Consider the following 26,476-nt stretch of genomic DNA (forward strand, 5'->3'; position numbering starts at 1 on the left):
GCTCGCGTGTCATGCGCTCGCGATCTGCGCGCGCGGTCCGGCGCGCCACTTCATCCAGGTGCCGTACACGCCGGACGCCAGCACGAGGCCGACGAACCACGCGTACGTGTAAAGCGTGTTGAAGAACGCCGGCACGTTCGGAAACGACGCCGGAAACGCCGTATGCAGGAAGCCCGGCAGGTTCGGCAGCACGCCGACCGCGAGCGCGACGAGCGCGGCCGGGTTCCAGCCGCGCGCATAGCTGAAGCCGCCGCGCTCGTCGAACAGCGCGCGCGTGTCGAGCTGCGTGCCGCGGATCAGGAAATAGTCGACCATCAGGATGCCCGCGACCGGCCCGAGCAGCGCCGAATAGCCGACGAGCCAGGTGAAGATATAGCCGTCCGTCGTCGCGAGGATCTTCCACGGCATCATCACGATCGCGATCGTCGCGGTGATCATCCCGCCCGTGCGGTACGAGATCGCCTTCGGCCACAGGCTCGAAAAATCGTACGCAGGACCGACGAGATTCGCGGCGAGGTTGCAGCACATCGTGTCGAGCGTGAGGATCACGAGCGCGATGCCCACGCCGATGCCGGTCATCCGGCTCGTCAGATCGATCGGATCCCAGATCGCATTGCCGTAGATCACGACGGTCGCCGACGTGACGACGACCGACACCACCGACAGCAGCGCCATCGGCAGCGGCAGCCCGATCGACTGACCGATCATCTGGTCGCGCTGCGAATGCGCGAAGCGCGTGAAGTCGGGAATGTTCAGCGCAAGCGTCGCCCAGAAGCCGACCATCGCGGTCAGGCCCGGCCAGAAGGTCGCCCAGAACAGCCCGGCCTTCTTGCCGCCCGCCGCGAACTGCGACGGCGCCGACAGCATCGAGCCGAACCCGCCCGCCTTCGACGTCGCCCACCACACGAGCGCCACGCACATCACGACCTTGATCGGCGCGGACCAGCTTTCGAGCCAGCGGATCGAATCGGTGCCGTGCCAGATGAAGTACAGCTGCAACACCCAGAACACGAGAAAGCACGCGAGTTGCCCGAACGAGATGCCGACGAGCGGCAGCGTCGCGCCGTGCAGCGCGTTGCCGGTCAGGATGTTCAGCAGCGTGTAGATCGCGCTGCCGCCGAGCCAGGTCTGGATCCCGTACCAGCCGCATGCGACGATCGCGCGCAGCAACGCCGGCAGCTTCGCGCCCTGCGTGCCGAACGACGCGCGCACGAGCACCGCGTACGGAATCCCGTGCTTCGCGCCCGCATGGCCGATCAGCAGCATCGGCACGAGCACGATCAGGTTGCCGAGCAGTACCGTCATCACCGCCTGCCACGGCGACATGCCTTCCTGGATCAGCCCGGCCGCGAGCATGTACGACGCGATGTTCATCACCATCCCGACCCACAGCGCCGCGAAGTGGTACCACTTCCACGTGCGCTGCGCCGGCGTCGTCGGCGCGAGGTCGTCGTTGTACAGGCTGCCGCCGTGCGCCGCGGCGCTGTCGGGATCGGCGGGAATCGCTGCGTGATTCATCGAACACACTCCACGAAAACGTCAACGCCGGCATCGTGCGATGCCGGCCCGGGTGGAACGAAAGGCGGCGGTGCAGGATGCCCCGCATCGCCGGACGCCGGTCAGGCAGCCTGCTTCGCGTGCTTCTCGGGCGCCGCGGCGCCTGCACTCGGCCCCGCCTCCGCGCTCGCCGGATTGTTCGGGTGCGTGGTCCAGTTCGCGTAGTCGCCCGCGTCGACGCGCTCCATCGTGATGCATTGCTCGACCGGACACACATGCATGCAAAGATTGCACCCGACGCACGCCGAATCGATCACTTCGAAGTGCCGCACGCCGTCCTTCGTCGCCGTGATCGCCTGATGCGACGTGTCCTCGCACGCGATATGGCACAGCCCGCACTGGATGCAGCGGTCCTGGTCGATGCGCGCCTTGATGTCGTACTTCAGGTTCAGGTATTTCCAGTCGGTCACGTTCGGCACCGCGCGGCCGCGAATGTCGTCGAGCGTCGCGTAGCCCTTCTCGTCCATCCAGTTCGACAAGCCGTCGACGAGATCCGACACGATCCGGAAGCCGTAATGCATCGCGGCGGTGCACACCTGCACGCTGCCGGCGCCGAGCACCATGAACTCGGCCGCGTCGCGCCACGACGAGATGCCGCCGATGCCCGAGATCGGCAGGTTCGGCGTTTCCGGATCGCGCGCGATCTCGGCGACCATGTTCAGCGCGATCGGCTTGACCGCCGGCCCGCAATAGCCGCCGTGCGTGCCCTTGCCGTCGACGGTCGGCATCGGCGCCATCTGGTCGAGATCGACCGCGACGATCGAGTTGATCGTGTTGATCAGCGACACGCCGTCTGCGCCGCCCTTGTACGCGGCGCGCGAGCCCATCCGGATGTCGCTGATGTTCGGCGTGAGCTTCACGAGGCACGGCAGCTTCGTGCCTTCCTTCACCCAGCGCGTGACCATCTCCACGTATTCGGGCACCTGCCCGACCGCCGCGCCCATCCCGCGCTCGCTCATCCCGTGCGGGCAGCCGAAGTTGAGTTCGACCGCGTCGGCGCCGGTATCCTCGACGAGCGGCAGAATCCATTTCCAGTCGCGCTCGTTGCACGGCACCATCAGCGACACGATCAGCGCGCGGTCCGGCCAGTCGCGCTTCACCTGCGCGATTTCTCTCAGGTTCACGTCGAGCGGACGGTCGGTGATCAGCTCGATGTTGTTCAGCCCCGCGATGCGCTGGCCGTTCCACTGCACCGCGCCGTAGCGCGAACTGACGTTGACGACGTGCGGATCGAGCCCGAGCGTCTTCCACACGACGCCGCCCCAGCCCGCCTCGAACGCGCGATTGACGTTGTAGGCCTTGTCGGTCGGCGGCGCGGACGCCAGCCAGAAGGGATTCGGAGAAGTAATGCCTGCGATGGTGCAGCGGAGATCGGCCATGTTCGGCTCCGTGAGAAGGGGGTCGTGTTCGGTGTGCGTGCGGTGCGTCGCGCGTTCAGGCCGCCTTCGCGTCGCGCGCCGCGAGCGTCGCGTCGATCGACGCGGCCGCGCGCTTGCCGTCCTGCACGGCCTGCACCGTGAGGTCGATGCCGCCCGTCGCCGCGCAGTCGCCGCCGGCCCATACGTCCGGCAGCGCCGTGCGCCCGTCCGCATCGACCGCGATACGCGAACCGTCCGCGGTCAGCAATTCCGCCGCGATGCCGTCCGGCACGAGCGTCTGGCCGATCGCCTTCAGCACCATGTCCGCGTCGACGCTGAAACGCTCGCCCGACGCGGCCTCGAATTCGACGCCCGTGACCTGCCCGTCCGTACCTGCGATACGCACCGGCTTCGCGTGCGTGACGAGCGTGACGCCGCTCTTCTGCGCGAACTCGCGCTCGGCCCACGTCGCGCTCATCGCATCCACGCCGCGCCGGTACACCATCGTCACGCGCTCGGCGCCGAGCTTGCGGCTCTGCACCGCCGCATCGATCGCCGTGTTGCCGCCGCCGATCACGACCACGCGCCGCCCGACCGGCACGTTCTCCAACCCGTCCGCCTGCCGCACCTGCTCGATGAAATCGACCGCGTTCATCACACCGCCCAGTTGCTCGCCGTCGATCGCGAGCGTGCGCACACCGCTGAGGCCCATCGCGAGAAATACCGCGTCATGCTGTTCGCGCAATGCGTCGAGCGTGACGTCGCGTCCGAGCGCCATACCCGTTTCCAGCGTGATGCCGCCCACCGACAGCAGCCATTCGACTTCGCGTTGCGCGAAATCGTCGACGGTCTTGTACGCGGCGATCCCGTATTCGTTGAGGCCGCCGGCCTTCGGCCGCGCGTCGAACAGTGTGACGCGGTGCCCGGCGAGCGCGAGCCGGTGCGCACAGGCGAGCCCGGCCGGCCCAGCGCCGACCACCGCCACGTGGCGGCCCGTCTCGGGCGCGCGCCGGAACTGAACTGCGCCGGTCTCCATCGCCCAGTCGGTCGCGTGCCGCTGCAACGCGCCGATCGCGACCGGCTGTGCATCCTGATGGTTGCGCACGCAAGCGCCTTCGCACAGGATCTCGGTCGGGCACACGCGGGCGCACATCCCGCCGAGCGGATTCGCGGACAGGATGTCGGTCGCCGCGCCTTTCAGGTTGCCGTTGCCGATCTTGCGGATGAAGCTCGGGATGTCGATCTGCGTCGGGCACGCGTGCACGCACGGCGCGTCGTAGCAGTAGTGGCAGCGGCTGGCGGCAGCCGCCGCGGCGGTCGGATCGAGCAGCGGCGCGATATCGGCGAATTCGCACGAGAGTTGCGTGAACGACAGGCGATGCGCGGCGATATCGCCGGTTGGCTGGGTGGTCATACGCGTTCCTTCGACTGGGTGGAGACAAAGCCGTCCCCGCCGGCTGCGAATGCACAGTCGGGGCGGTCATGCTTAGGAATGCTACGGTCTAACTGTGCGCGGTCTACTGGCCGCGCTATACCCGATCCGTCATGAAGCCGGCTCGCACGCACGCGACAGCATCGCGTGCAGCAGCACATTCGCGCCGGCCTCGATCCATGCGGGCGTCGCGTCCTCGATCTCGTTGTGGCTGATGCCGTCGATACAAGGCACGAACACCATCGACGTCGGCGCGACCTGCGCCAGATAGCACGCGTCGTGGCCCGCCCCCGACACGATGTCGCGATGCGAGTAGCCGAAGCGGTCGGCCGCATCACGCACGGCCGCCACGCAGGCGGGGTCGAACGCGACCGGCTTGTAGTAGAAAATCTGCTCGAGTTCGGTGTCGAGCCCGATGTCGCCCGCGATGCGCGCGACGCCGTCGCGCAGCGCCGCGTCCATCTTCGCGAGCACGGCATCGTCCGGATGACGGAAATCGACGGTGAAGAACACGCGGCCGGGAATCACGTTGCGCGAGTTCGGGTGGACCTGCATCATGCCGACCGTCGCGCAGCCGAACGGCGCATGATCGAGGCCGATCCGGTTGACGAGATCGACTACCCGCGACGCGCCGAGCAGCGCGTCGCGGCGGCGCGGCATCGGCGTCGGTCCCGCGTGCGCTTCCTGGCCGGTGAACGTGATCTCGTACCAGCGCTGCCCCTGCGCGTCGGTCACGACGCCGATCGTCTTGCACTCCGCTTCGAGAATCGGCCCCTGTTCGATATGCAGCTCGAACGCCGCGTGCAGCTTGCGCCCGCCGCACGGCACGTCGCCCGCGTAGCCGATGCGCGCGAGCTCCTCGCCGATCGTCTTGCCGTCGACGTCCTTGCGCGATAGCCCGTAGTCGAGCGTGAACACGCCCGCGAACACGCCCGACGCGACCATCGCCGGCGCGAAGCGCGAACCCTCCTCGTTGGTCCAGATCACGACCTCGACCGGATGCTCGGTCTCGATGCCGTGATCGTTCAGACTGCGAATCACCTCGAGGCCGCCGAGCACGCCGTAGATGCCGTCGAAACGCCCGCCGGTGGGCTGCGAATCCGCGTGCGAGCCCGTGACGACCGGCGCCGCGTCGGCCACGCGGCCCGCGCGGCGCATGAACACGTTGCCCATCGTATCGACCGTCACCGTGCAGCCAGCGGCCTTCGCCCAGCCGACGATCAGGTCACGGCCAGCCTTGTCGAGATCGGTCAGCGCGAGACGGCACACACCGCCCTTCGGGGTCGCACCGATTTTCGCGACTTCCATCAGGCTGTCCCACAACCGCCTGCCGTCGACCTTGATCGACGTGTCGAAAGCTGCCCGCTTCACTGTTTCCGATACCGCGTTCATTCGTATCGCTCCTGTGGGGTCGGTGATGTCGTCGGCCCGGTCTGTGCCGGTGCATGTGAGACCTGTTTCGGGGCACACCGCCCAGATGCCGTGCATGCCCTGTCGGTTCGCGAAACGCGTTAAATCCTGTCCGATTGGACAGGTTTTAGACGATCAAAATGACCAGCGCAACGTCTTTCTTGCGCGACGCACCGGAGCGAGAAACGTGCCATCGCAACGCAGCATCGCCGCGGCGTGGCGGCATCCATCTGCGTGCGCGCGACGCGAATCAGCGGCTAGAATGAAGCCCAACGCGGCATGGCCGCCGCGCGAGGGTAACGATGAGACATGACGAGGCGACGATCGAAGCCACCGACCGGGACGAAGCGCCGGCGCCTTTGCGGCGACGCAAGGCGCACATCCGCGAGTCCAACGAAGCGCATCTGCTCGCGTGCGCGGAGGCCGTATTCGCGGAACGCGGGCTCGCCGGCGCGAGCACCGCGATGATCGCGGAGCGCGCGGGTCTGCCGAAGGCGAATGTGCACTACTACTTCCCGACCAAGCTCGCGCTGTACCGCCGTGTGCTCGACGACCTGTTCGAGGACTGGCATCGCGCGGCCGGCTCGTTCGAGGCCGGCGACGATCCGGTCGAGGCGATCGGCGGCTACGTGCGCGCGAAGATGGCGCTGTCGCAGCGACGCCCGCTCGGCTCGAAGGTGTGGGCCAACGAGATCATCCACGGCGCGGAGCACATGCAGGACATCCTGTCGCAACGCGTGAAGCCGTGGTTCGACACCCGCGTGAAGGTGATCGAAGGCTGGATCGCACGCGGGCTGCTTGCGCCGATCGACCCGCATGCACTGATGTACCTGATCTGGGCGACCACGCAGCACTATGCGGATTTCGATGCGCAGATTCGCGCGCTGAGCGGCAAGCGCGCGTTCACGAAGAAGGCGTTCGACGAAAAGACCGAGCAGGTCGTGCAGCTCGTGATTCGTGCGTGCGGCGCGGTGTCGCCGAACGCGAAGCCGTAGCGCGACACGACGATCCGCCGAATAAAAACGGGCGGCGCGCACCACACGGGATGTCCCGTGCGATACGCGCCGCCCGTGATGCCGCGAGCGTGCGAGCGTGCGAGCGTGCGAGCGTGCGATGCGATGCGTTACGCGATGTATTACGCGACCCGCTCGATCGCAACCGCCGTCGCTTCGCCGCCGCCGATGCACAGCGAGGCGATGCCGCGCGTCAGGCCGTACGTTTCGAGCGCGGCCAGCAGCGTCACCATCACGCGCGCGCCCGATGCGCCGATCGGATGCCCGAGCGCGCACGCGCCGCCGTGCACGTTCACCTTCTCGTGCGGCAGGTCGAGGTCGCGCATCGCGGCCATCGGCACCACCGCGAACGCTTCGTTGATCTCGAACAGATCGACGTCGCGCAGGCTCCAGCCGGTTTTCTCCGACAGCTTGCGCAGCGCGCCGATCGGCGCGGTCGCGAACAGGCCGGGCTTGTCCGCATAGGTCGAATGCCCGACGATCACGGCCTTCGGCGTGAGGCCGAGGCGCTCGGCTTCCGAGCGGCGCATCATCACGAGCGCGGCCGCGCCGTCCGAGATCGACGAGGCGTTCGCGGCCGTCACCGTGCCGCCGTCGCGGAACGCGGGCTTCAGTGTCGGGATCTTGTCGAGTTTCGCCTTGCCCGGCTGCTCGTCGATCGACACGACGCTTTCCGTCTTGCCCGCCTTCACGGCCACCGGCGCGATCTCCGACACGAAATGCCCTTCCGCGATCGCGCGCTGCGCGCGCGTCAGCGACGCAATCGCGAACGCATCCTGCGCTTCGCGCGTGAACTGGTAAGCCTGCGCGCAATCCTCGGCGAACGTGCCCATCAGGCGGCCTTTTTCATACGCATCCTCGAGCCCGTCGAGGAACATGTGGTCGAGCACCTGCCCGTGCCCCATTCGCATGCCCGCGCGCGCCTTCGGCAGCAGGTACGGCGCATTCGTCATGCTCTCCATCCCGCCCGCCACGGCCACGCCCGCCGAACCCGCCAGCAGCAGGTCGTGCGCGAACATCGCCGCCTTCATCCCGGAACCGCACATCTTGTTGACCGTGGTCGCGCCCGCCGCGAGCGGCAGCCCAGCCTTCAGCGCGGCCTGGCGCGCGGGCGCCTGACCCTGGCCGGCCGGCAGCACGCAGCCGAACACGATTTCATCGATGCGTTCGGCCGGCACGTTCGCGCGCTCGAGCGCCGCGCGAATCGCCACCGCGCCGAGGTCGCTGGCGCTGGCCGCCGCCAGGTCGCCCTGAAAACCACCCATCGGCGTGCGCGCCGCGCCCACGATTACGATCGGATCCTGAGTCGTCATGATTCGCTTCCTCCAGTGTCAGCGCGGTGCCATGCGCAACGCGCCATCGAGACGGATGACTTCGCCGTTCAGCATCGTGTTCTCGGCGATGTGGCGCACCAGCGCCGCAAATTCTTCCGGGCGGCCGAGCCGCGGCGGAAACGGCACGCTCTTGCCGAGCGCGTCCTGCACGTCCTGCGGCATGCCGGCCATCATCGGCGTCGCGAAGATGCCGGGCGCGACCGTCACGACGCGAATGCCGAAGCGCGCGAGCTCGCGTGCGATCGGCAACGTCATGCCGACCACGCCGCTCTTCGACGCCGCATACGCGGCCTGTCCGATCTGCCCGTCGAACGCCGCGACCGACGCGGTGTTGACGATCACCCCGCGCTCGCCTTCCGCGTCGGCGTCCTGCTTCGACATCGCTTCGGCGGCCAGCCGGATCATGTTGAACGTGCCGACCAGGTTGATCGATACCGCCCGTGCGAAGCGGTCGAGCGAATGCGGGCCGTCGCGGCCGACGACCTTCTCGCCCGGTGCGACGCCCGCGCAATTGACGAGCGCATCGACGCGGCCGAACGTGTCGCGTGCTGCCGCGACGGCCGCCTGACCGTCGGCTTCACTCGTCACGTCGGTCTTCACGAAGCGCGCGGCCGCGCCGAGTTCGTTGGCGAGACTCGCTCCCGCCTCGTCGTTGACGTCCAGCAGCACGGCCTTGCCGCCTTGCGCAACGACCATGCGCGCCACCGCGGCGCCGAGGCCGGAACCGGCGCCCGTAATCAGAAAAACGCGATCCTTGATATTCATTGGCAGTCCGTATTCAGGGTTGAGCGGCCTTCTCGGCTTCCATCTTGCGCAACACGAAGCGCTGGATCTTGCCGCTCGGGGTTTTCGGCAGCGCGTCGACGAAGTCGATCGCGCGCGGATAAGCGTGAGCGGACAGCCGCCGCTTCACGTGCAGACTCAATTCCTCGGCCAGTTCGGGCGTGCCGTCGAACCCTTTCGACAGGACGACGAACGCCTTCACGATTTCCGTGCGCTCCGGGTCGGGCACGCCGATCACGGCGGCCTCGCTGACGGCCGGATGCTCGATCAGCGCGCTCTCCACGTCGAACGGGCCGATCCGGTAACCGGACGACGTGATCACGTCGTCCGCGCGGCCGATGAAGCTCACGGCGCCGTCCGGCTCCAGCTCGACGTTGTCGCCGGTCCGGTAGTAACCGCCCGCGATCGCCGGCGTGTCCTGCTGCCAGTAGCCGCGGAACCACAGCAGCGGCGAGCGCCCGATGTCGATCGCGAGGTTGCCGGGCTCGCCGGGGCCGAGCTCGCGGCCCGCTTCGTCGAGCACCGCGACGCGATAGCCCGGCATCGCGAAGCCGGCTGAACCGACGTGCACCACGTGCGCGAGGCCGTGATGGTTGTTCACGACCATTCCGAGCTCGGTCTGGCCGTAGTGATCGTGGATCGGCGCACCGAGCGCCGCGTGGAACCAGCGCACGACTTCCGGATTCAGCGGTTCGCCCGCGCTGCTCACCACGCGCAGCTGGCCCTTCATGCGCGCGGCCGCTTCCGGCCCGGCCGCCATCAGCATCCGGAACGCGGTTGGCGAACCCGCGAGGCTCGTGATGCCGAGCCGTTCGATCACGTCATACGTGCTGTCGACCGTGAAGCTGCCCTCGTAGAGCGTCGTCGCATGGCCGAGGAGGAGCGGGCCGGTGATCGCGTAATAGAGGCCGTACGCCCAGCCCGGGTCGGCGATATTCCAGAACCGGTCAGTGGGGCGCAGATCGACCGCTTCGCGCATGTACGCGCCGAACGCAAGCAGCGCGTACAGCGGCACCGGCACGCCCTTCGGCAAGCCCGTCGTGCCCGACGTCGACATCATCATGAACAGGTCCGACCCCTTGCGCGGCACGGGCTCGAACGTATCGGACCGCGCGTCGAGCGCCGCGCGGAAATCGATGTCGTGCGCCGACAGCGTCTCGCCTGCTTCGCGCACCGTCGCCACTGGCGGGCACTCGGCAATTTCGTCGAGCTTCGCGCGATTCGCGACGTTGGTCACGATCAGCCGCGCATCGCTCATGCGCAATCGGTGCTCGATCGCCTTCGGGCCGAACGCGGTGAACAGCGGCTGATACACGGCGCCCGCGCGCCACGTGCCGAGGATCGTCGCGACGAGTTCCGGCGTGCGCGGCAGCAGCCCGGCCACCACGTCGCCCGGCTTCACGCCCTGCGCAACGAGCAGGTTCGCGACCCGGGCCGAGAGCGCCTGCATCTGCGCGAACGTGAAGCGATGGTGCTGCCCGCCGGCGTCGATCCAGTCGAGTGCGATAGCGTCCGACTTCGCGTGCCGGTCGCAGCATTCGATGCACGCGTTCAGGCCGCGCTCCAGGTCGCCGCTCAGTTGCGCGGCGGCGGTCTCGATACTGAATCGGGCCACGGCGTCGGCGTAAGCCGGCACCGCCCGGGCGGTAGCTCCTTCTGGCATGCGTGTCTCCTGTGCGTTATGGCCGCCGGCGAGCCAGGGGCGCGACGGGGATACATCGATAGTAGACAGCCCATACATTGCAATCAATGACAAACGGAATCTAGAATCGTGATCGTTTTTGCCATGTCGGGAGGACGCAGGAAAATGGGGCCGCAGATGATTTCGCCGGATTTCGTCGACGATGCGCTCGCGTGCCTGCGCCGGCACGACCTGCCGACGGCGCCCGTGCTGCGCACCGCCGGGCTGCCGGCCGTCGTGCGCGAGCCCGTCACGCCGCAGCAGTACGGCCGACTGTGGCTCGCGATCGCGGGCGTGCTCGACGACGAATTCTTCGGCCTCGCCGCGCGCCCGATGCGGCGCGGCAGTTTCACGCTGCTGTGCCACGCAGTACTGCATGCGGGCACGCTCGATAAGGCGCTGCGGCGCGCGCTGCAGTTCCTCCGGGTCGTGCTCGATGAACCGCACGGCGAGCTCGTCGTGGCCGACGGGCACGCGCAGATCGTGCTGGCGCAATCGGGCACGCCATACCCGGCGTTCGCATACCGGACGTTCTGGCTGATCCTGCTCGGCGTCGCGTGCTGGCTGATCGGCCGGCGCATCCCGCTGCAGCGCATCGATTTCGCGTGCCCGAGCCCCGGCCAGCGCAGCGACTATCACCAGTTCTTCGGCGTCCCCGTGCATTTCGACCGGCCCGACAGCCGGCTCGCATTCAACGCCGCCTATCTCGCGCTGCCGACGATCCGTTCGGAGCAGGCGCTGAAGACCTTCCTGCGCGGCGCGCCCGGCAACCTCCTCGTGCGCTACCGGCACGACACGGGCTGGGTCGCGAAGACGCGCGCGTACCTGAAGGCGCTGCCGGCCGCCGAGTGGCCCGACTTCGACACGCTGGCCGCGCGCCTCGACACGACGCCCGCGACGCTGCGGCGGCGTTTGCGCAGCGAAGGGCAAAGCTTCGCGGCGATCAAGGACGAGTTGCGCGGTGCGCTGGCCCAGTCGCTGCTGCGCGGGCACGCGCTCAGCGTCGCGGAGATCGCGGCCGAACTCGGCTTCACCGAGCCGAGCGCGTTTCATCGCGCGTTCCGGAAATGGACGGGCACGAGCCCCGGTGCATTTCGGCGCGACGTGCATGCGGCGAACGCGGAGTCTTGAGTGGCATGCAGGCGCGGAGCGTCTCGCCACGCGCCGCTGATACGATGCACCCACGTGGCTGCCGTCCGTTGTCCGCGGACCGCGGCGAACACCGATCTACCATCACCGCTCACGCTCCGATGCAAGCCACCCACTTTTCCGACACCGAACTGGCCGTTCTGCGCGCGCACGGTATCGTGCTGTTTGCCGGCCGCGTGATCTTCGACGCGCAACCGGCGATGGCGGCCGACCAGATCGCGGCCGTGCAGGCCTGCTGTCACGGCGACATTCCGCTCCCGTTGCTCGAGCTATGGCGCGTCACGGCCGGCGGCAGCCTCGACTACGACCTGACGCTGGAGATGAACGGCAATGTCGAAGCGATCAGCTGGAGCGAGTTGTTCTACAACGGCAGCGACGGTTACCGCGACCTGCAGGGCTGGATCGACCATGAACTCGAACTGGCCGAAGAAGCCGCGGAAGAGAACGCGCGCACGTGGAACGGCAAAATCGGTGCGCTGCCGTTCGGCGGCTTCGAATATTGCGACCGCATCTACGTCGTGACGGAGCCCGGCGCCCACGACTATGGCCATGTACTTGCGTGGAAACAGGGGTTGCCGCCCGCGTGGCGCGGCGCGATGCACGAGGACGGTGTCGCGACGATCGCCCCCGATCTGTACGCGGCATTCGGCGCGCTGCAGCTTCATGTCGACCCGCTGGCGCCCGGCGGCGAACCAGGCACCGGTGTCACGCTGCTCGAATACGTCGATGAACGCCGCGACGATCATGGCCTGTCGGCATCGCTGGCGGACAAGCTGATCGCGTTCTATCGACAAGCGGTGATCGACTGGCGCACGCCGCTCGCCGACGGCACACTCGGCGCGCAGCCGGTGCTCGCACGTCACGCATTGCGCCATGCGATCGATCACGACGATGCGGCACTCATCGCGCGATTGGCGCCGCTTGTCGCCGATCTCGGCGTGGCGCTCGCCGGCAGTTCGATTCCGACGGATTACGCGCTGCGACGCCAGAAGTTTTCCGCCGCCGCCGCGTTGCTCGCAGCGGGCGCACCGGTCGTGCCCGATGCGCTGGCATCCGTGTCCGGCGCCATACCCGCCATCCTGATGCGCATGCTGCTTGACGCCGGCGTGCAGCCGGATGCCGACGCAATGGCGCGTTGCGTCGCGGGCGGCGGCACCGATAGCGCACGGCTGATCGGCGCAGCGCTGTCGGCCCATGGCGTCGATACAGCAGCTGCCTACCGCGCGGCGAGCGAGAAACTGCTGGACAAGCTGCAGGCCGACATCCGCAAGGTTCGCGCCGGCAAGCTCAGCCACTATCTCGGGCTCGACGGGCTCGAAGAACACGCCGAGCGCCTGCGGACATTCGATTGCTGACGTCAAGCAGGCGCCGATGCGCCGTGGGTTTGCCTGCAGCATCGCCGTCCGGGTGCCGTTTGTTTGGATCGGATTTCTCCCACGTTCCGGTGCGAATCTGCATGAAGCTCGCCGCACCGCAGCGCGCGTATGACGTTGCACCCCGATCCGTCAGACCACATACTGGTCGGCCGGTCTGAACGAGGTTGCGCCGATGGTGAATGTCGATGGGAGCGCCGCTTCGATCTTCGGCGTGATCGGAACGGCCGTGTCGTTGCTGGCAGCGATCCCTTACGCGCTCGCGATCTACCGGCGCACCGTTCGCCCGCATCTGTTCACGTGGCTCGTGTGGTCGGTCGTCACGGCGATCGCGGCCGCCGGCCAGTTCGTCGCGGGCGCGGGGCCGTCCGCGTGGTGCACGGCGGCGATTGCCGTCACGTGCTTTTTGACGCTGATCGCCAGCCTGTTTCGCGGCGAGCGTGGCTGGACGGGCCTCGACTGGTTGTTCCTGTGCGTGGCACTGTCGGCCATTCCGCTGTGGATGCTGACCGACGATCCGACGGTGTCGATCTGTCTGGTCACGCTGATCGAGCTTGCCGGCCTTGGCCCGACCGTGCGCAAGACGATCCGCGATCCGTGGAGCGAGAGCTTCGCCTATTTCGCGCTGTGCGTGCTCAAGTACGCACTGGCGTTGCTGGCATTGAGCACGTGGAGTGTCGCGGTCGCGTTCTATCCGGTCGTCAATCTCATCGCGTCGATCGGCATCTGCCTGGTGATGCTGGTCCGACGTCAGTCGTTGTCAAATGCGCGGTAGGCTGCGTTTGTCGCCGCCGTGCCGCTTCCCTTCCGAAATGATGCGAGGTCTGACATGGATGCAATCCGTACCGTCATCGAACCCTGCGAAACCGCGCTCCGCGCAGCGATGCTGGCCAACGATGTCGAAGCGCTCGACGCGCTACTGGACGACGATCTGGTATTCACCGTCCCGACCGGCCAGATCATCTCGAAGGAGGACGACCTCACCGCGCATCGCGCGAAGCTTCTGCGTCTCGACGCACTCGACGTCCACGAAATGCGTGCATGCGCGATCGACGAGATGATCCTGACCACGACGCGAGCGAAGCTCGCAGGCCATTTCGATGGCGCGGCATTCGCCGGTACGTTTGCCTATACGCGACTTTGGCGTCGATCGGACGCCAAATGGCGGGTCGTTGCCGGACATGCATCGCAGGTCATGTCATTGCGCCGGCCGTGCGGGGATCAATAGTGTCGGGCAACGCCCCCGCGAGCATGCTGGCCATCAATCGGGCAATGCTACGCCGCGGTTCTGACGATGCACTGATGAAGACGCCGGCCGACGTGGTGTCGGCAGTGATGAGAGACGAAATGCACAACCTATTTGCCGTGCGTTCTGCGCGTGCCGCGGACGCGGACGAACTCGCGCGACTGGCGCGCCTGTCGAAAGCGCACTGGGGCTATCCAAAGGAATGGCTCGACTTGTGGCAAAAAGATCTTACGATTTCGCCGGAGACGATCGAAGGGGCGATTGGCTACGTCGCGGAATCAGGCGAGTCGATCATCGGGTTCTGGATCCGAGCATCATTGGATTCGGATCTGCCGACACCCGGATGGCTGTTCGTTCATCCCGATCATATGGGCCAGGGCATCGCCCGTGCTCTGTGGGAATCAGTTCGGACCGAAGCCGCCGCGAGAGGAATTAAGCGCTTTGTGATCGAAGCCGATCCCAATGCTGCACCGTTCTATCTGGCGTTGGGAGCCGAAAAAATCGGCGAAAAAGAATCGGGTGTCATCCCGGGTAGATTCTTTCCGATCTTGCGGATTCCGGTCTGATAGGAGCAGATGGCAGCAAGATCGCTCACCGCGTGCAATTGATGGGATTGAGCTACCGACTGCGGTAACAGAGGTTGCAGCGGAAACAGCGGAGTTGGATCAGTCCGGCCAGCGGGCCTGATAACGCCGTTTACGCCCCAGCTCGTGTCGCGAGGCACACCGAACATTTCCGCCGCCGAAATGCAAAAACCCCCGCCTTGTCGGGCGGGGGTTTCTGGCTAAGGGAGCCTGACGATTACCTACTTTCACGCGGGAATCCGCACTATCATCGGCGTAGAGTCGTTTCACGGTCCTGTTCGGGATGGGAAGGGGTGGGACCGACTCGCTATGGTCATCAGGCAAAGGGGGTTGTCGCGTTGCTTCGCAGCGCAACCAATCTTGGAAGAAGCAGTAATTTAGGTGGGTTGTGAGGTTGTATCTCACACATACGCGGTAGTTCAACCGTCGTACGTCGAGTGCCTCGCACTCGACGCTCGATGTCCGTAAGCGCTAAAGCGCTAACGGGCATCGAGACAGACTTGTTATAGGATCAAGCCTTACGGGCAATTAGTATCGGTTAGCTGAACGCATTACTGCGCTTACACACCCGACCTATCAACGTCCTGGTCTCGAACGACCCTTCAAGGGGATCTAGTCCCCAGGGATATCTCATCTTAAGGCGAGTTTCCCGCTTAGATGCTTTCAGCGGTTATCTCTTCCGAACATAGCTACCCGGCGATGCCACTGGCGTGACAACCGGTACACCAGAGGTTCGTCCACTCCGGTCCTCTCGTACTAGGAGCAGCCCCCTTCAAATATCCAACGCCCACGGCAGATAGGGACCAAACTGTCTCACGACGTTTTAAACCCAGCTCACGTACCTCTTTAAATGGCGAACAGCCATACCCTTGGGACCGGCTACAGCCCCAGGATGAGATGAGCCGACATCGAGGTGCCAAACACCGCCGTCGATATGAACTCTTGGGCGGTATCAGCCTGTTATCCCCAGAGTACCTTTTATCCGTTGAGCGATGGCCCTTCCATACAGAACCACCGGATCACTATGACCTGCTTTCGCACCTGCTCGACTTGTCGGTCTCGCAGTTAAGCACGCTTATGCCATTGCACTATCAGCACGATTTCCGACCGTACCTAGCGTACCTTCGTACTCCTCCGTTACGCTTTGGGAGGAGACCGCCCCAGTCAAACTGCCTACCATGCACTGTCCCCGACCCGGATCACGGGCCAAGGTTAGAACCTCAAACAAACCAGGGTGGTATTTCAAGGACGGCTCCACCGAAACTAGCGTTCCGGTTTCATAGCCTCCCACCTATCCTACACAGATCGGTTCAAAGTCCAATGCAAAGCTACAGTAAAGGTTCATGGGGTCTTTCCGTCTAGCCGCGGGTAGATTGCATCATCACAAACACTTCAACTTCGCTGAGTCTCGGGAGGAGACAGTGTGGCCATCGTTACGCCATTCGTGCAGGTCGGAACTTACCCGACAAGGAATTTCGCTACCTTAGGACCGTTATAGTTACGGCCGCCGTTTACCGGGACTTCAATCAAGAGCTTGCACCCCATCATTTAATCTTCCGGCACCGGGCAGGCGTCACACCCTATACGTCCACTTTCGTGTTTGCAGAGTGCTGTGTTTTTATTAAACAGTCGCAGCCACCAGTTTATTGCAACCCCTTCACCCTCCTGGCGCAGGCCAGTCAAGCTACAAGGGCGTACCTTATCCCGAAGTTACGGTACCAATTTGCCGAGTTCCTTCTCCCGAGTTCTCTCAAGCGCCTTAGAATACTCATCTCGCCCACCTGTGTCGGTTTGCGGTACGGTCATCGTTAGACTGAAGCTTAGAGGCTTTTCTTGGAACCACTTCCAATTGCTTCGCTCCCTAAGGAGCTCGCGCCACACCCTTGAATTGCGCGCCCGGATTTGCCTAAGCGCCTTCTCCAATGCAGCGACCGGGACTTCCAACACCCGGACAACCTTCCGCGATCCGTCCCCCCATCGCATCTAACAATGGTGCAGGAATATTGACCTGCTTCCCATCAGCTACGCATTTCTGCCTCGCCTTAGGGGCCGACTCACCCTACGCCGATGAACGTTGCGTAGGAAACCTTGGGCTTACGGCGAGGGGGCCTTTCACCCCCTTTATCGCTACTCATGTCAGCATTCGCACTTCCGATACCTCCAGCACCCTTTACAAGGCACCTTCGCAGGCTTACGGAACGCTCTCCTACCATGCGAGCAAGCTCGCATCCGCAGCTTCGGTATATAGCTTAGCCCCGTTACATCTTCCGCGCAGGACGACTCGATCAGTGAGCTATTACGCTTTCTTTAAAGGGTGGCTGCTTCTAAGCCAACCTCCTGACTGTTTTAGCCTTCCCACTTCGTTTCCCACTTAGCTATATTTGGGGACCTTAGCTGGCGGTCTGGGTTGTTTCCCTCTTGACACCGGACGTTAGCACCCGATGTCTGTCTCCCGTGATTGCACTCTTCGGTATTCGGAGTTTGCTATGGCGGGGTAATCTGCAATAGACCCCCCAACCATGACAGTGCTCTACCCCCGAAGGTGAGACACGAGGCACTACCTAAATAGTTTTCGGAGAGAACCAGCTATTTCCAGGTTTGTTTAGCCTTTCACCCCTATCCACAGCTCATCCCCTAACTTTTCAACGTTAGTGGGTTCGGACCTCCAGTACGTGTTACCGCACCTTCATCCTGGCCATGGATAGATCACCTGGTTTCGGGTCTACGCCCAGCAACTGAACGCCCTATTCGGACTCGCTTTCGCTACGCCTGCCCTATACGGTTAAGCTTGCTACTGAACGTAAGTCGCTGACCCATTATACAAAAGGTACGCCGTCACCCCTTGCGAGGCTCCGACTGTTTGTATGCATGCGGTTTCAGGATCTATTTCACTCCCCTCCCGGGGTTCTTTTCGCCTTTCCCTCACGGTACTGGTTCACTATCGGTCGATCACGAGTATTTAGCCTTGGAGGATGGTCCCCCCATCTTCAGACAGGATTTCACGTGTCCCGCCCTACTTGTCGCACACCTAGTTCTTTCATACTGTTTTCGCCTACAGGGCTATCACCTGCTATGGCCGCACTTTCCAGAGCGTTCGGCTAACAATACAAATAAAGAGTGCAAGGCTCATCCCATTTCGCTCGCCACTACTTTGGGAATCTCGGTTGATTTCTTTTCCTGCGGTTACTTAGATGTTTCAGTTCACCGCGTTCGCTTCACTGGACCTATGTATTCAGTCCAGGATGACCCAAAAGGGCCGGGTTTCCCCATTCGGACATCTACGGATCAAAGCTCGTTTGCCAGCTCCCCGTAGCTTTTCGCAGGCTACCGCGTCCTTCATCGCCTGTGATCGCCAAGGCATCCACCACATGCACTTGTTCGCTTGACCCTATAACGAGTCTGTCTCTCGACAGCCGCTACAGGTTGAGTTCTCGCGTTGTGCCGTATTCCAATTGAGTCGAACATAGAGTTCGAATCATCTTGAGATACATCGATACAATCACAACCCGGATAACTTCCACGTCCATCTCGAGACGCTTCCGCTATCCAAATTACTTACTTCTTCCAGATTGTTAAAGAACGACAGCCGATACATACTACGTATCACTCTGACTGGCTCAATCGCCAATGACAAAGACTCGAACAACGCTTCGTTCGAACGCTTGTCATTGAAGATTGGTGGAGGCAGACGGGATCGAACCGACGACCCCCTGCTTGCAAAGCAGGTGCTCTCCCAGCTGAGCTATGCCCCCATTGAGTACAGATGACCTCAGGTACTACAGCCTATCGGCATGGGCTGCTCGTAAGCGCTAAAGCGCTAACGATCACCGACACGTCAGACAATGGTGGGTCTGGTTGGATTCGAACCAACGACCCCCGCCTTATCAAGACGGTGCTCTAACCGACTGAGCTACAGACCCCTGAGTCTGTCTTTGATTTACAGCCGATAAGCGTGAGCGCTCAACTTCGCGAGATAGCTCTGGAAAGGAGGTGATCCAGCCGCACCTTCCGATACGGCTACCTTGTTACGACTTCACCCCAGTCATGAATCCTACCGTGGTGACCGTCCTCCTTGCGGTTAGACTAGCCACTTCTGGTAAAACCCACTCCCATGGTGTGACGGGCGGTGTGTACAAGACCCGGGAACGTATTCACCGCGGCATGCTGATCCGCGATTACTAGCGATTCCAGCTTCATGCACTCGAGTTGCAGAGTGCAATCCGGACTACGATCGGTTTTCTGGGATTAGCTCCCCCTCGCGGGTTGGCAACCCTCTGTTCCGACCATTGTATGACGTGTGAAGCCCTACCCATAAGGGCCATGAGGACTTGACGTCATCCCCACCTTCCTCCGGTTTGTCACCGGCAGTCTCCTTAGAGTGCTCTTGCGTAGCAACTAAGGACAAGGGTTGCGCTCGTTGCGGGACTTAACCCAACATCTCACGACACGAGCTGACGACAGCCATGCAGCACCTGTGCGCCGGTTCTCTTTCGAGCACTCCCGCCTCTCGGCAGGATTCCGACCATGTCAAGGGTAGGTAAGGTTTTTCGCGTTGCATCGAATTAATCCACATCATCCACCGCTTGTGCGGGTCCCCGTCAATTCCTTTGAGTTTTAATCTTGCGACCGTACTCCCCAGGCGGTCAACTTCACGCGTTAGCTACGTTACTAAGGAAATGAATCCCCAACAACTAGTTGACATCGTTTAGGGCGTGGACTACCAGGGTATCTAATCCTGTTTGCTCCCCACGCTTTCGTGCATGAGCGTCAGTATTGGCCCAGGGGGCTGCCTTCGCCATCGGTATTCCTCCACATCTCTACGCATTTCACTGCTACACGTGGAATTCTACCCCCCTCTGCCATACTCTAGCCTGCCAGTCACCAATGCAGTTCCCAGGTTGAGCCCGGGGATTTCACATCGGTCTTAGCAAACCGCCTGCGCACGCTTTACGCCCAGTAATTCCGATTAACGCTCGCACCCTACGTATTACCGCGGCTGCTGGCACGTAGTTAGCCGGTGCTTATTCTTCCGGTACCGTCATCCCCCGACTGTATTAGAGCCAAGGATTTCTTTCCGGACAAAAGTGCTTTACAACCCGAAGGCCTTCTTCACACACGCGGCATTGCTGGATCAGGCTTTCGCCCATTGTCCAAAATTCCCCACTGCTGCCTCCCGTAGGAGTCTGGGCCGTGTCTCAGTCCCAGTGTGGCTGGTCGTCCTCTCAGACCAGCTACTGATCGTCGCCTTGGTAGGCCTTTACCCCACCAACTAGCTAATCAGCCATCGGCCAACCCTATAGCGCGAGGCCCGAAGGTCCCCCGCTTTCATCCGTAGATCGTATGCGGTATTAATCCGGCTTTCGCCGGGCTATCCCCCACTACAGGACATGTTCCGATGTATTACTCACCCGTTCGCCACTCGCCACCAGGTGCAAGCACCCGTGCTGCCGTTCGACTTGCATGTGTAAGGCATGCCGCCAGCGTTCAATCTGAGCCAGGATCAAACTCTTCAGTTCAAACCTGTTACTGTTTTCGGTTCCGTAGAACCGGTCGCTCACTCAAAGCTGACAGGAATATGAATCACTTCATAAACCTGACTTACTTTAGTGTGAGACTCTTGATACTTTCGCTATCTGATCCGAGGATCAGCTCGCTTCCATCAAGCGCCCACACTTATCGGCTGTTAATTTTTAAAGAGCATTCTGCGAGGAACTTCGTGTTTCCCGGCAGCGCTGCGTTTTCAGCAGCAGAGAAGCGAGATTATGAACCGTGTTTCGCAGCTCGTCAACAACTTTTTACACTACATCGTTGCGACTGCGGGGCTCAACTTCCTGTACCGCCAAGGCTCGCTACGACCGAACCCCAACAGCACCGCTTTCCTTCCTCCCGCGCCGCGTTTCCGTTAGCGCGAAAGAGGCGTGATTCTAAGCACCTGCCCCCATCCGCGCAAGCCCTTTGTGAAGAAAGTTTGAAAAAGCCTCCGTGCGGTGGCGCGTACGGAGGCTTCTGGCTCGACGGACCGTAAAACGCAACGCCCGCCGCCCTCCAAAGATATGACGAAGGCGCCGCTTCCCTTCTATATAAGAGGACGCGGAACAAGCAAGGAAACGGGCGCGGTCGAGTATCATGCCGCGACCGAACCACGCACTCATATTGATGATGGACAGCACGACTCAATCCGGCGACAGCGACCTTCGCGACGAATATGCGGCACTGCGCGAACGCGCGATCCTGCTGGAAGAACAGGTGCCGCCGCTTCTGCAACGCATCTCGGACATGTTGCCGCGCATCAGCGGCGAATCCGAACTGGCCGACACGCATCGCGAGCGGCTCGTCGGCGCACGCAATGCGGCGCTGGTCTCGATCGAAAACTATCAGCAGGCCATTCCGTTCCTGCAGACGGCCGACTCGATCATCGAGCAGCTGGACAAGGCGCCCGAACGCGACGAAGACATCGAGTGGCGCGAATCGCTGCTGCAACGGCTGGACGAGCTGATCGACGTCGCGGTCGTGATGATCGACGATGCGGACAGCTACTTCGAACACGCGCAAGCCTGCGACCTGTCCAGCGTGCCGAAATCCATCCTCGATAATTGAGCAGGCTTACCCGAAATCGCGCGATGCAGAGGCGGCGCGCCACGCCCGCCGACAGTCGCTAGCTGACCTCTTCGTCGCCGGGCCTGCCGCATCCCCTCACGAAACGCCCCCTGCGATCGCCATCATCCCGCGCAGAGCAGCACGCCGCTCCTACGGCGAATCGAGCACGATCGATCGTCTCGCTCACCATCGGCACACGGATGTATCCGCCCGCCGCATCGCCGTACGCATGCGCGTTCCCGTCGATCACGTATTGCGCGGTCAACGCACACAGCGTCGCGTCGCGCGCATCGACGGAACGCAGCGTCGATACGTCGATGCCCAGCCGCTCCAGCAAGTGCCGGCGCTGGTTGCGCTTCTGCTTCGCCGACGCCACGGCCTTGCCCAGCATCGCGCAGGTAATCGCATACGGATAGGTTTCGAAGCTCACGCGTCCGCCCGCGTAGCGCGCGTCGGTCAGCAGCGGATAGGCGCCGGCGAGCGCGCGGTAGACGCGCTCGCCCATGAACATCCAGTCGAAGAAGCCTGACGTGCTCGCGACGGCCTGCGCCCGCGACGGTGTCGGAAAGCACGAGATCCGTTCACGCGCGAGCGCCTGTTCGGCCGCGCGGCGGCCGCTCCCCGCCCACCACAGGCTCGGCGCGTCGACGCCGATGGCGACGACATCATGAGCGAGGCACAGGGCGGGCAGCGACTCGGGCACGATCCGCGCTTCCCGGCAGACGACCGTCGACCCACGCAGGATCACGAGATCGCACAGCTTCCTGTCGCCGCCGACGTCGACGCCCGCCACGGCAGCCGCTTGCCGTGCGGCGGATCGGGCCGATCGCATAACGCGCGCGTCAGTCCGCCGGCCGCGCGGCGTACGCGGTGTCGAAGATCGCCTCGAGACCGGGATGAACGCCGCGCATCGGATCGACGACCGACTTCGCCCAGTCGAAGTACGCCTGCTTGCGTTCGAGCGGCCAGTCCGCGGGCGGATGCCGGGCGATGTCGCGCAGGTTGCAGATCTTGTCGGCCAGCTTCACGAGCTTCGCGCGCCGGCTGATGGTGGCCGCGTGTTCGACCTGCAGACGCTTGCGTTCTTCCTTAGGCAACGACTTGTCGTCGGTGACTTCCATCACGATGTCCGCCACGTCCTTGCCGAACAGCCGCAGCAATTCCTGCTCGGTCGTCTCCGTATCCTCGACCGTGTCGTGCAGCACCGCCGCGACGATCACGCGTTCGTCCTCGACGCCGGCTTCGTTGGCCAGCACGTCGGCGAGCGCGATCGGATGATTGATGTACGGCGACGCCTCTTCGTCCTTGCGCCGCTGATTGCGATGCTTGTCCGCCGCGAACGCAATCGCGGCTACCAGCTTCTTCATATTCCCCCCCTCGTGTGGCCAGACCCGCGACCGTTGAACCGGCCGCATGCGTTTCGGAACTACTCATACTACCTGTACGCGATGACCCTTCCCGCGCACCGACCCTCCGGCATACCGCGCATCACGCGCCGGCCGGCGCGCGCTGCAACTCGACCACGTTGACCCGCGCGCCGAATACGTCCCGCACGAGCGGCAGCAGGTGGTCGTGGTGCGTCAGGAACAGCACCTGGGTGCGCGTCGACAGATCGCGCAGCGCATCGAGCCCCGCCTTCGCGCGCGCATCGTCGAAATTGATGAACAGGTCGTCGGCGACGAACGGCAGTGCGGTGCGGCTGCCGAGCTGCAACTCCAGCGCCGCGATCCGCAGCGCGAGGAACAGCTGATCGCGCGTCCCTTCGCTCAGCCCGGCGACCTCGACCGACGTTCCCCTCGTGCGGCGCGCATACAGCGCGGGCGGCGCCCGCTCGGTATCGACGGTCAGCTTCGCGAATTCGCCCAGCGTGAGCCCCGCGAAAATCTCGCCCGCGCGCCGGAGCATCGGCCCCTGCTTCTGGTCGCGGTAGCGATCCGTCGCCCACTTCAGCAAGCGGCTCGCGGTGGCTGCCTCCAGATACTGTTCGGCCGTGTCGCCCATCGCCGCCAGCGCCTCCTGCCGTTTCGACTCGGCAACCGCCGCGTTCGCCTGGCCGTCGATCGCGCCGAACGCCTGGTCGGCCACGACCTGCTGCTGCGCCAGCTCGTTCAGCCGCTTGCCGACATCGCCGAGCGACTGCTTCACCGCTTCGAGATGCGCGGGCACGTCGGCAATGTCCTGTTCCGCCACCTCGGCCTCGACGGCGGACCGGGACAGCCCGTCGCCGTCGCGCACCAGCGCTTCATGCGCGGCATCGACCGCCTGCCGAAGCTGGCGCTGCCGATCCGAGCGCTCGGCCAACGGCAGCGCCGCGTCGATCGACGCGACGCCGGCCAGTTGCAGCAGCGGCTGGATCCGCGCATCGGCGCCCGCGACCGCGGCGGCCGCGTCCGCGACCTTGGCGTCGGCCTGCCGCACGGCCTCGTCGGCACGATCGATCGCCCGCGCGACTTCCCTGGCGGCCGCGAGGCGCATCGTCAGCCGGCGCGCCACGTCCGGCCAGTCGCCGCTCGCCAGCCATTCCGGCGCGAGCGCTTCGGCAAGCCGCCGCGCGCCGGCCTCGAGCGCGGCCAGCTCAGCGCGGATCGCGGCGATCCGGTTGCGCGGCGCGTCGGCATCGGCCAGTTCGGCCGTCACCGTGTTCGCGAGCCCGAGCGCGCCTTCCGCCGCGGCCAGCGTCGTCGCGCTCGCGGACAGTTTCGCGTCGGTCAGCGCGTCGCGCCATTGCGCTTGCCACGCGTCGTAAGCCGCTTGTGCAAGGTCGGCTCGCGACTGCGCGGTCGCGCACCCGCGTTCGGCTTCCCGCGCGCGATCGTCGAGACTGTCCTTTCGTGCGGCCGCTTTCTCGGCCGACTGGACGAAGGTCTCGGCAACGGCGACGAGCGCGGCCAGCCCGTCCGACTCGCCGCCTCGCGATACCGTCGACAGCGCCGCACGCAGCGCGGCTTCCGCGCCGGCGCGGGCAGCACGCATCGTGTCGAATTCGCGGCGCTGGCGATCGAGATCGGCCTGCGCGGCGAACACCGCGTCGCGCTTCGCCAGCCAGTCGCCCATCGCCGCCAGCGGCATGCCTGGCACCGCGGCCGCCGTCGCGAGCGCGGCCCAGGCGTCGCGATGCGCGGCGCGTTCGCGCTCGCGTTCGTCGAGCGCGGCCTGCCGGCGCGCCACGCCCGCACGCGCGGATTCGACCTGCTGACGCAGCGACTGCAGCGTCGCCGCGGCCTGGGTCGCGCCGAGCTGTGCATCGACGAGTTCGTCCGCGAGACGAATCGCGTCGTCGACCGCCGGTGCGCCCGTCACGAGATCGACGGCGCCGCGGCGGATATCGCCCCACGCGCCATCGCGACGCGCGCGTGCCGCCAGCACGTCGGCGGTCGTGACGACCTTGTGGTTCTCCGCGAAATGCCTTTCCTGCAATTCAAGCCGCTCGAGCTCTTCGAGCGCACCGTCCCGCGCGTCGCGCGCGGCAGCGACGGCGCTCGCGCGTTCGCTGTCTTCCTTGAGCAGCGCGGCAAGCCGCGCCGCCGACGGCACGTCGAGCGCACGCAGCGCGTCGACCGGCATGCGCCATTGGCCGAGTGCATCGAGCGCGCCGGACAGCGTGCGTTCGGCAGCCGCGATGTCGTGCGCGAGCGCCTGCTCGCGCGGGCCGCTGTTGCGAAAACCCTGCGCGTCGGCCAGCGCCGCGCGCAACGCTTCCGGCACGTCGACGGTCGACAGGCGCGCCTGTTGTTCGCGGACCTGCGCCAGTTCGCGCGTGCGTTCGTCGAGCGATTCGCGCGCGCCGGCAAGCGCCTGGTGCAGCGCGCCATGTTCGCGCAGCAGGTTCGCGACGGTCTTCAGCGACAGCGCCGTCGGCAACGCGGCGCGCAGCGACGCCTCGTCCGTCGGCCAGCCGAGCTGCGCGGCCGCCGACGACGCGGCGCACAGGTGCCGCTCGACGTCCGCGCCGAGCAGCAACAGATCCTGCGCGTGATTCATGCATGCGCCGCGCAGCCGATCGAGCGCCTCGATATCGGCTTCGAGCGCCAGCGCGTCGGCGTCCGCGGCGATCGCGTCGCGCGCCTGCCGCTTCGCGAGCAGGTCCGCACGCCGTTCCTCGAGCACCTTCCGCTCGGCCGCGAGATCGCCCTGCGCCTTCAGCAGATCCGCATACGCGGTCGGCGGCAACTCGACGACCGCGCCCAGTTCGGCCAGCGCCGCGTCCTTGACCGTCAGCTCCTTCAGGTACGGCGCGAGCCGCCGCACGCGTTCGAGCTTCGAGCGCAGCGCTTCGAGCCGGCGCTGTTCCGCGCGCGCCTGCTCGATCTGCTGCTCGACCGCTTCGCGCGCGTCCTTGCGATCGACCCAGTCGCGCGTGCGCACCTGGACCGTCTTCAGCTCGGCCACCGCTTCGTTGAATGCCGTTTCGGCCAGCGCGAACGCGCTACCGCTGCGACGCGGCGCCCACAATTCGAGCGCGCGCGCGTCGAGTTCCTCGCGCACCGGCCCGAGGCTGCCCACCCCGGCAGCCGATTCGAACAGCACCTGGCCGAGCTTGTCCGAGGCATCGAGAATGCTGCGGCCGCCATCGACCAGCCGCCCGTGATCGAGCCCGAACATCTGCTCGAAGAATTCGCGCGTCGCGCCATCGAGAATCGACGCCAGATAGTCGTCGGGCAGCTTGTCGTCGGCGGGCGTGCGCAACGGACTGCGCCCGCGCGCACGGTGGAACGCGAGTTCGCCCGTGCCGCTCTCCAGTACGCCGCCGATCCGCAACTCGGGCGTGCTGTGCAGGAAATCGAGCGGCGTCTGCAGCTTCATCCCGAACAGCAACTCGGACACGGCCGTGCGAATCGTCGACTTGCCGGCCTCGTTCGGCCCGACGATCACATGGAAATCCTCGGCGGCCGACGGGAACCGCAGCGTCTCGTCGGTGAACTTGCCGTACTTGATCAGATCGAGCTGACTGATGCGCAT

The 26,476-nt window shown here is 64.7% G+C and carries 16 protein-coding genes, 2 tRNA genes, 3 rRNA genes and 1 pseudogene; 7 read left to right on the forward strand and 15 right to left on the reverse strand.

Going from position 1 to position 26,476, the window contains the following annotated elements; all coding sequences use genetic code 11:
- Positions 1 to 9 precede the first annotated feature (9 nt).
- From JYG37_RS33820 to JYG37_RS33835, 4 genes are all read right to left on the reverse strand, one after another.
- Entirely contained in the window at positions 10 to 1,518 is a 1,509-nt protein-coding gene (locus JYG37_RS33820) for an NCS1 family nucleobase:cation symporter-1 (protein ID WP_176017048.1), read from the reverse strand.
- Positions 1,519 to 1,619: 101 nt separating this feature from the next.
- A complete protein-coding gene (preA, locus tag JYG37_RS33825; protein WP_124557666.1) occupies positions 1,620 to 2,936 on the reverse strand; it encodes an NAD-dependent dihydropyrimidine dehydrogenase subunit PreA in 1,317 nt (438 codons plus the stop codon).
- Positions 2,937 to 2,991: 55 nt separating this feature from the next.
- Entirely contained in the window at positions 2,992 to 4,329 is a 1,338-nt protein-coding gene (locus JYG37_RS33830; protein ID WP_213346799.1) for an NAD(P)-dependent oxidoreductase, read from the reverse strand.
- 129 nt (positions 4,330 to 4,458) lie between these two features.
- The gene (locus JYG37_RS33835) at positions 4,459 to 5,739 is read right to left on the reverse strand and encodes a Zn-dependent hydrolase (protein ID WP_050016174.1); all 1,281 of its coding nucleotides are present in this window, start codon (positions 5,737 to 5,739) and stop codon (positions 4,459 to 4,461) included.
- A gap of 320 nt (positions 5,740 to 6,059) precedes the next feature.
- On the opposite strand from JYG37_RS33835, the gene JYG37_RS33840 reads away from it, so the two are divergent.
- The gene (locus tag JYG37_RS33840; RefSeq protein ID WP_089490206.1) at positions 6,060 to 6,752 is read left to right on the forward strand and encodes a TetR/AcrR family transcriptional regulator; all 693 of its coding nucleotides are present in this window, start codon (positions 6,060 to 6,062) and stop codon (positions 6,750 to 6,752) included.
- Between the two features lie 140 nt (positions 6,753 to 6,892).
- Here the strand turns inward: JYG37_RS33840 and JYG37_RS33845 are convergent, their stop codons facing one another.
- Genes JYG37_RS33845 through JYG37_RS33855 form a run of 3 tightly spaced genes read right to left on the reverse strand, consistent with a single transcriptional unit; the run spans position 6,893 to position 10,550 of the window.
- On the reverse strand, positions 6,893 to 8,083 hold the full coding sequence (locus JYG37_RS33845; RefSeq protein ID WP_089490205.1) for an acetyl-CoA C-acyltransferase: 1,191 nt from the start codon (positions 8,081 to 8,083) through the stop codon (positions 6,893 to 6,895).
- A gap of 18 nt (positions 8,084 to 8,101) precedes the next feature.
- Positions 8,102 to 8,869 carry a 3-hydroxyacyl-CoA dehydrogenase gene (locus JYG37_RS33850; RefSeq protein WP_050016180.1) on the reverse strand — a complete coding sequence of 256 codons (768 nt, stop codon included), beginning with the start codon at positions 8,867 to 8,869 and terminating at the stop codon, positions 8,102 to 8,104.
- Positions 8,870 to 8,882: 13 nt separating this feature from the next.
- Positions 8,883 to 10,550 carry an acyl-CoA synthetase gene (locus JYG37_RS33855; protein WP_089490204.1) on the reverse strand — a complete coding sequence of 556 codons (1,668 nt, stop codon included), beginning with the start codon at positions 10,548 to 10,550 and terminating at the stop codon, positions 8,883 to 8,885.
- Positions 10,551 to 10,694: 144 nt separating this feature from the next.
- On the opposite strand from JYG37_RS33855, the gene JYG37_RS33860 reads away from it, so the two are divergent.
- From JYG37_RS33860 to JYG37_RS33880, 5 genes are all read left to right on the forward strand, one after another.
- Positions 10,695 to 11,699, forward strand: coding sequence for an AraC family transcriptional regulator (locus JYG37_RS33860; RefSeq protein ID WP_089490203.1), 1,005 nt, complete (start codon positions 10,695 to 10,697; stop codon positions 11,697 to 11,699).
- 68 nt (positions 11,700 to 11,767) lie between these two features.
- Entirely contained in the window at positions 11,768 to 13,072 is a 1,305-nt protein-coding gene (locus JYG37_RS33865; RefSeq protein ID WP_349631912.1) for an SMI1/KNR4 family protein, read from the forward strand.
- A gap of 193 nt (positions 13,073 to 13,265) precedes the next feature.
- Positions 13,266 to 13,865: a hypothetical protein gene (locus JYG37_RS33870; protein WP_050016186.1), complete on the forward strand. Its 600-nt coding sequence runs from the start codon at positions 13,266 to 13,268 to the stop codon at positions 13,863 to 13,865.
- A 54-nt stretch (positions 13,866 to 13,919) separates the two neighbouring features.
- Positions 13,920 to 14,318: a nuclear transport factor 2 family protein gene (locus JYG37_RS33875; RefSeq protein WP_050016188.1), complete on the forward strand. Its 399-nt coding sequence runs from the start codon at positions 13,920 to 13,922 to the stop codon at positions 14,316 to 14,318.
- A gap of 119 nt (positions 14,319 to 14,437) precedes the next feature.
- Positions 14,438 to 14,902 carry a GNAT family N-acetyltransferase gene (locus tag JYG37_RS33880; RefSeq protein WP_050016196.1) on the forward strand — a complete coding sequence of 155 codons (465 nt, stop codon included), beginning with the start codon at positions 14,438 to 14,440 and terminating at the stop codon, positions 14,900 to 14,902.
- A gap of 226 nt (positions 14,903 to 15,128) precedes the next feature.
- Here the strand turns inward: JYG37_RS33880 and rrf are convergent.
- The 5 genes from rrf to JYG37_RS33905 all read right to left on the reverse strand — a co-directional run bounded on the left by rrf (position 15,129) and on the right by JYG37_RS33905 (position 20,436).
- Positions 15,129 to 15,241, reverse strand: a 5S ribosomal RNA gene (rrf, locus tag JYG37_RS33885).
- Between the two features lie 186 nt (positions 15,242 to 15,427).
- A 23S ribosomal RNA gene (locus JYG37_RS33890) occupies positions 15,428 to 18,308 on the reverse strand.
- Positions 18,309 to 18,596: 288 nt separating this feature from the next.
- Positions 18,597 to 18,672 (reverse strand) — tRNA-Ala (locus JYG37_RS33895).
- 91 nt (positions 18,673 to 18,763) lie between these two features.
- Positions 18,764 to 18,840, reverse strand: a tRNA-Ile gene (locus tag JYG37_RS33900).
- A 63-nt stretch (positions 18,841 to 18,903) separates the two neighbouring features.
- A 16S ribosomal RNA gene (locus tag JYG37_RS33905) occupies positions 18,904 to 20,436 on the reverse strand.
- Together the 16S, 23S and 5S rRNA genes with 2 tRNA genes alongside form the textbook arrangement of a ribosomal RNA operon.
- A gap of 610 nt (positions 20,437 to 21,046) precedes the next feature.
- Between JYG37_RS33905 and JYG37_RS33910 the strand changes: the two genes are divergently transcribed.
- Positions 21,047 to 21,517, forward strand: coding sequence for an ATPase (locus JYG37_RS33910; protein ID WP_213346802.1), 471 nt, complete (start codon positions 21,047 to 21,049; stop codon positions 21,515 to 21,517).
- Positions 21,518 to 21,689: 172 nt separating this feature from the next.
- On the opposite strand, the pseudogene JYG37_RS33915 reads toward JYG37_RS33910, so the two are convergent.
- From JYG37_RS33915 to JYG37_RS33925, 3 genes and pseudogenes are all read right to left on the reverse strand, one after another.
- A pseudogene (locus JYG37_RS33915) lies at positions 21,690 to 22,349 on the reverse strand (DUF429 domain-containing protein); the annotation flags it as partial.
- Positions 22,350 to 22,359: 10 nt separating this feature from the next.
- The gene (locus JYG37_RS33920) at positions 22,360 to 22,884 is read right to left on the reverse strand and encodes an HD domain-containing protein (RefSeq protein WP_006489846.1); all 525 of its coding nucleotides are present in this window, start codon (positions 22,882 to 22,884) and stop codon (positions 22,360 to 22,362) included.
- Between the two features lie 121 nt (positions 22,885 to 23,005).
- Positions 23,006 to 26,476 (reverse strand): ATP-binding protein, encoded by a 3,471-nt coding sequence (locus tag JYG37_RS33925; RefSeq protein ID WP_213346805.1) that lies wholly within the window; start codon positions 26,474 to 26,476, stop codon positions 23,006 to 23,008.

Origin of the sequence: Burkholderia sp. LAS2, from assembly GCF_018417615.1 — a bacterium.
Classification (GTDB): Bacteria; Pseudomonadota; Gammaproteobacteria; order Burkholderiales; family Burkholderiaceae; genus Burkholderia; species Burkholderia sola.